The organism is Treponema sp., assembly GCF_052169735.1.
GTDB lineage: Bacteria > Spirochaetota > Spirochaetia > Treponematales > Treponemataceae > Treponema.
This window is the reverse complement of record NZ_JBQNBW010000095.1, coordinates 1-5,997: the sequence shown is the minus strand read 5'-3', so window position 1 is coordinate 5,997 and position 5,997 is coordinate 1. Positions and strand designations below refer to the sequence as shown.

The window sequence follows — 5,997 nt, the reverse complement described above, 5'->3', positions numbered from 1 at the left end:
CGCATTTCAAGGTAACCTGTTCAGAAACGGAAGTTTCCGAACAGGTTTATTAAAAAGACTCTTACATTGTGAGGTAACAATACAAATGGACACAAAAGAAACACAAGGAAAAATCCTCTATGAGGATGCCGATCACAAATTTATCTGGTTAGGATGTGAAACAAAGTACCGCAAAGGTGCTGTACAAACCATGCAGTATCTTATTATTGATAAGGGGCGCGGCGTGCTGCTTGATCCGGGCGGAGTACACTTGTTTTCGCAAGTAGTAACTGCCGTCAGCCGGTTCATTTCAGTTGATAAAATTGATACGATCTTTTTCTCGCACCAAGATCCTGATGTCTCTTCAGGCATTGCACTATGGCTCGGTATTACACAAGCGCATATCTTTATTTCGTCGCTGTGGCTGCGCTTTATGCCGCACTTTGGTATTGTTGATTTTTCCCGTATGACAGGCATTCCCGACAAAGGAATGAGCATACCGCTCCCATCAGGCAGTAAAATGCGCTGCATTCCATCCCACTTTATGCACTCCCCGGGGCAATTTTCCCTCTTTGATGAGCGCTCGCGTATTTTGTTTACTGGAGATATAGGAGCAGCCGTATTTGAAAAAGAAGAGCAGGAAACCCTCTTGATTGAGGACTTTCAAAAACATATACCGCTTATTGAACCTTTTCATGTCCGATATATGGCATCCAACAAGATAGTCAAACGATGGGTTGATACAGTACGGCTTCTAAATCCGGTTATCCTTGCGCCTCAGCATGGCGCTGTCTATACCGATGATAAGGTAGAGCTCTTTTTAAACTGGCTTTCTCACTTGCAATGCGGTGTTGATTATCTCGATCGCTTATTTTAGGGAAGTGCTCGCATGACCGATGAACAGACAGTAATACAAAATTTTACCGATTTAGTCGATAAAATTGTTGTTAAATACAATAAGGGCGTTGTTTTAGACTTTATCACTACTCACTCGTTCCAAATCATTATGAATGCCGTGGAACAGCTGCAATCCCGATTTGAAACCATTATTTCTGCGTTTGAAGAAATACAACAAGAGAGCAGTTCCTCTGCACAAAATATCACCCGTGTCGATAGTCTGCTGGAACAAACACTTGTCAGTAGGAAACAGCTTCAAATAGAAATACACCAGCGAGTAGAGGAAATTGATGAGGCTGCTTTAAATGCAAAAACAACAGCATCTTCATTTGAAATACTAAAAGAGCGTACCAATGAGGTAAAATCCATGGTTGCCGGTATAGAAGATGTTTCAATTAAAACAGGGATTCTTGCAATCAATGCTTCCATAGAGGCGGCACGCGCAGGAAAGGCGGGGGATAGCTTCAGGATTATTGCAAATGAGGTACGGAATCTTTCTACGCAAACAGGAACATTTGCAAAAACAATTGAGGCAAAGCTCGCAGAGCTGCAATCAACGGTAAAAGATATAAATGAAAGCATGTCGCTTTTTATCTCTCTTTTTTCAAAGTTTCAGCAATCGTTTAACGGTGTTTTGACAGTTTTCGATAATAATTCCGCAACCTTAAACAATGCAGGGGGGGCTCTTTCGGAAGTTACATCTTCGATTAAAGAGCAGGATATTACCATACATGAAGGCTTTACCTCACTGAAAGATATAGAGGTGTTCTTAAAAGAGACCCGTACCATATTGGATGTGGTACAAACAAGCCATACTCACTTGGGAACCCTCTTACAAAAAAAAGAATAAGAGTAAACGCCAAAAGGGATGCGCCATCAGGAAAAATACTAAGAAAGTCGACCTGTTCGGAAACTTATGTTTCTGCACAGGTCTAGTCTCTAAGCAGCTTATGACTTAGAGATATTGAAAAGATAAATACAGCCGAGCGGGAGAGGGGTATGAGCGATTTAGAAAGCGAAGTACAGCGACGCGGATTGATAAAGGTTCCGAGTGAAAGTACACAAAAAGAAAGTCAGTACCGTCGCGTCGCAAAGTTTTTATATTTGATAGGTGAAGAACAAGCAGCAAAAGTCCTGCAAAAACTCACCCGTGAGCAAATAGAACGGGTTGTAGCAGAAATGCTGACCATCCGCTATGTGGATAAAGATGAAGCCGCCTACATTTTAAGTGAATTTACCGCGCTCTACAACGAAGCAAAAGATTTCGTCGGCGGAGTGGAAACAGCCCAAGGTATTTTAACGGCAGCATTCGGCAATGAAAAAGCGCAAGAGATTATGGAGCGGGCTGTGCCTGCAATTCCTGAACGCCCTTTCGATTTTTTAGACGGAATTGATGCTGAAAAACTCAAACGGCTGCTTGCAGATGAATTACCCGCAACCCAAGCCCTCGTACTCTCTCAAGTAGAACCGAAAATTGCAGCAGGCTATATTACCGCGCTGGATGATGAGACAAAAAAAGACATTGTACTCAGACTGGCGCGGCTTAAAACCATTGATCCTGAAGTTTTACGGACGGTCAGTACCTCCATGCGGGAGAAACTTGCAAAAATACGGACAGGCTCAACCGAAACGATAGATGGGCGTGCCGTCCTCGCGGCAATTTTACGGCGCAGTGATTCCGAAACAGAAGATTTTATCCTGCAGAATATTGCCGAAGCAAATCCCGAACTCGAAAAGAACATCCGAGACCGGCTCTTCACCTTTGAAGACGTACTAACTGCCGATGACCGGTTCTTGCAGAAGAAGCTATCCGGAATGGAAGACACCGATATTGCCGCCCTTCTTTCCCGTAAGCCGGAGCCGCTGGTAGAAAAGCTGCTCAATAATGTTTCAAAAAACCGGCGGCAATTTATTCTTGAAGAGCAGCAGGTAAACCCTGCACCGGTACGCGTCTGCCGTGAGGTTACCAACCGTTTTTTACAGGATTTACGGAAAAGCTGGGAAGCAGGGGATCTTGTGCTATACGGCAGAGATGGAGAGGATGTATGGGTACCGTAGGGCACGGATTTACTATTATTTCAAAAACACAATTGGATGAGATACAGGCGGAAGGTATTTTTGCCCGGCACTGTAAAACAGGACTTGAAGTCTACCATATACACAATGATGATGCCGAAAACCTTTTTGCATTTGCCTTTATGACACCGCCGAATAGTAGTTCCGGCGTTGCACACATACTGGAACACTCCGTACTATGCGGTTCAAAAAACTATCCGTTGAAAGACCCTTTTTTAATATTATCTAAACAGAGCGTTAAAACATTTTTGAATGCAATGACCTTTCCCGATAAAACCGTGTACCCCGCAGCAAGCATTATCGAAAAAGACTATTTTAACCTTATGTCGGTATATGGAGACGCGGTGTTTTTCCCGCTTTTAACACGGGAAACCTTTGAGCAGGAAGGACATCGGCTTGAAATAGATGCAAACGGCAAACCGTATTTTTCCGGTGTTGTCCTCAATGAAATGCGCGGTGTCTATGCTGATTTTGATTCAGCAGTGTGGAGACAATCCAGCTATCTATTGCATGAAGATACCGTGTATTCCCATGATTCAGGCGGCTACCCTCCCGATATTGTGGAACTCAGCTACGAAGATTTTTGCGCCTTTCATAAGAAATACTATCATCCGGTCAACTGTAAGGTCTTTCTATACGGAAATATCGACACGGAAAAGCAGCTTGCCTTTTTGCAGGAGCATTTTTTACAATTTTTTGATGCTGCAGAAAAACCGGCGCCTCTTCCGCCCATTGTGCCGTATACAGCTCCCCGTACATACACAGTAACAGCTCCAAGCGGGGAAGGAAAAAGCATTGATAAGCTGACAGTAACGATGAATTGGCTCCTCTCTGAGAGCAAAGACATAGACCGGTTGATGGATGTGATGTTTTTGGAAGAACTGCTGCTGGGACATGATGGGGCTCCCTTACAAAAAAAGCTGCTGGACTGTCCTTTTGCAGAGGATATCTATGTGGGGAGCGGATTACATGCTGAGCTGAGTAATATGAGCTTTACCTTGGGGCTTGTCGATATTGATGAAAACGCGGTAAAACAATGTGAAGCGTACATCCTTTCCGCACTCGAAACTATCGCAGCTGAAGCCATTGACCCGCAGCTTATCAAAACAGGGTTGAATGCCATTGACTTTTATAACCGGGAGATTATCCGTGCAAGCGGACCGTTCTCTCTGATCTTAATGAAACGGGCATTGCGCGGATGGATGCATAACTGTCCACCGGAAGATACCCTGCGGTATATTCCCGCTTTTGAGCGGCTCAAACAGCGGATAGCAGAGAATCCGCGCTATATTCAAGAACAAGTCCGCACGCTCTTACTGGACAATCCTCACCGGATCCTTGTTGCCGTACAGCCGGATCCTCATTTTTGTGAAAAGATTGATGAGACGCTTTCCCAAAAAGCCGAACACGCAGCGCAGAAACTGAATGATGCAGAACGGAAAAAGTTGACGGAACCGCCGCAAACACAAGAAGACGAGGCGGAACTGCAATCGCTTATACCGCATCTTTCAAAAACAGAAATTCCGCCGCCTGAACCGCCTATTCCGGAATACTTGGAGTATTTTGGAGCCGTTCCTGCTGTCTTCCATGAACAGCCGACAAACGGCGTTACCTATCTTGACCTCGCGATTCCTGTTGACTGCCTCTCTGCAGATGACTATATCTACCTAACGCTCTATGCAGCCGCCCTGAACGGAATGGGAACGGCAACAGAAAGCTGGGATTCTCTGGCTGCGCAATTTGCCTATTTAACCGGCGGATTTTCTGCCGTTACATTCAGTGCAGGTAAACACTATGCAGGAGATTCGGCAGTGTTTTTTGATCATGCACTGGAAGCAAGTGATATTGTCGATCGGGATTGGATACGAATCCGCTCTAAGATGCTTCCGGAGTATATTGAACCGGCGATCAACCTCATTTTTTCTTATCTTACAGCCGCATCATTTACCGATACAAAACGGCTGGCAGATATTGTCATTCAGGCAAAAAATGACTTTGATTCCGTTCCGGCATACGCAGGGCACACGCTCTCTTCTCTCCATGCAGCTTCCCTGTATTCAGGATCAAAACAAGCGGAAAATATCTGGGCAGGCATCCCGCAGCTCCGTTTTTTGCGGGAACTCTACGGGCAAATCAGCAAAGATAGTTCTGTCATTACAAAACTTACCAATCGGCTTACAGAAATCCACCGAAAACTGCTCAAAGCAGGTATGCTGGTCAAAATATGCGGCACTCCTGAGGATATACAGACGGCAAAAAAGGCGCTCAGTCCGCATCTAAAGCACTTTGCCTTCCCCAAACGCAGAGCGAACAGCTTCCGTACAGCCTGCAATGCAGCGCCGTATCGGTTATTTGCCTTTCCAAGCAGCGTACAGGTAGGCTTTGCAGCTCAGGTTATACCGATCAGCTTTCCGCAGCTCAGCTATGGAGCAACGCTGGTGTATGCACAATGGCTTGAAACAGGTATGCTGTGGAATGCAATCCGCGTAAACGGCGGCGCTTATGGGACAGCTGCCTCTTCCGATATGCTGACCTCGCTTTTTACCTTGACCACCTACCGGGATCCGGCACCTTTCACCTCCTTGCGTGCTATGAAGGATATTATCGCAAAAAGCCGCACGGAAGTACTCAGCGATACGGAATTGGAAGCGCTCATCACCGGTACCTATAGTATGCTCTTGTACCCATCAACCCCTGCACAAAAAAGTTCCGCAGCATTATCGCGCCTGTTTTATGGGGTAACCAATGAAGTACGCTTACAAACCCTTGAGAGCATTATTTCCTGCTCCCAAAAAGAACTCAAGCAGGTTGCAGACTGCCTGTATGAAAACATCTCACAGGGAAGCGCGGCAACGGTATGTTCCGATGCAGCGCTGAAACAGCCGGATGCTGCAAGTTTTCCTGAGCTGACAGTCTTACCGTCTATTTAAGCGGGATTTCTGTTTATATTTAAAAATTCTCCTCCTATTGACACGAACCGTGCGTTTCGAGATAATCAGCGCGATGCTTGTTTATAGATCATAGTAGGAGTGTATTATGAAGTAT

Annotated in this window: 4 protein-coding genes; all 4 read left to right on the top strand. The window is 45.3% G+C overall.

Translation table 11 applies throughout. The features are described 5' to 3' along the window. Positions 1-85: 85 nt before the first annotated feature. The gene (locus ACTTJ8_RS11205) at positions 86-856 is read left to right on the top strand and encodes an oxygen-binding di-iron domain-containing protein (RefSeq protein WP_442716048.1); all 771 of its coding nucleotides are present in this window, start codon (positions 86-88) and stop codon (positions 854-856) included. A gap of 12 nt (positions 857-868) precedes the next feature. Continuing rightward, complete coding sequence (locus tag ACTTJ8_RS11200) at positions 869-1,726, top strand: methyl-accepting chemotaxis protein (protein WP_442716047.1); 858 nt, start codon at positions 869-871, stop codon at positions 1,724-1,726. A 149-nt stretch (positions 1,727-1,875) separates the two neighbouring features. Further along, positions 1,876-2,934, top strand: coding sequence for a flagellar motor switch protein FliG (locus tag ACTTJ8_RS11195; protein WP_442721233.1), 1,059 nt, complete (start codon positions 1,876-1,878; stop codon positions 2,932-2,934). Further along, on the top strand, positions 2,922-5,882 hold the full coding sequence (locus ACTTJ8_RS11190; protein ID WP_442721232.1) for an insulinase family protein: 2,961 nt from the start codon (positions 2,922-2,924) through the stop codon (positions 5,880-5,882). The genes ACTTJ8_RS11195 and ACTTJ8_RS11190 overlap by 13 nt, the downstream gene beginning before the upstream one ends. Positions 5,883-5,997 lie beyond the last annotated feature (115 nt).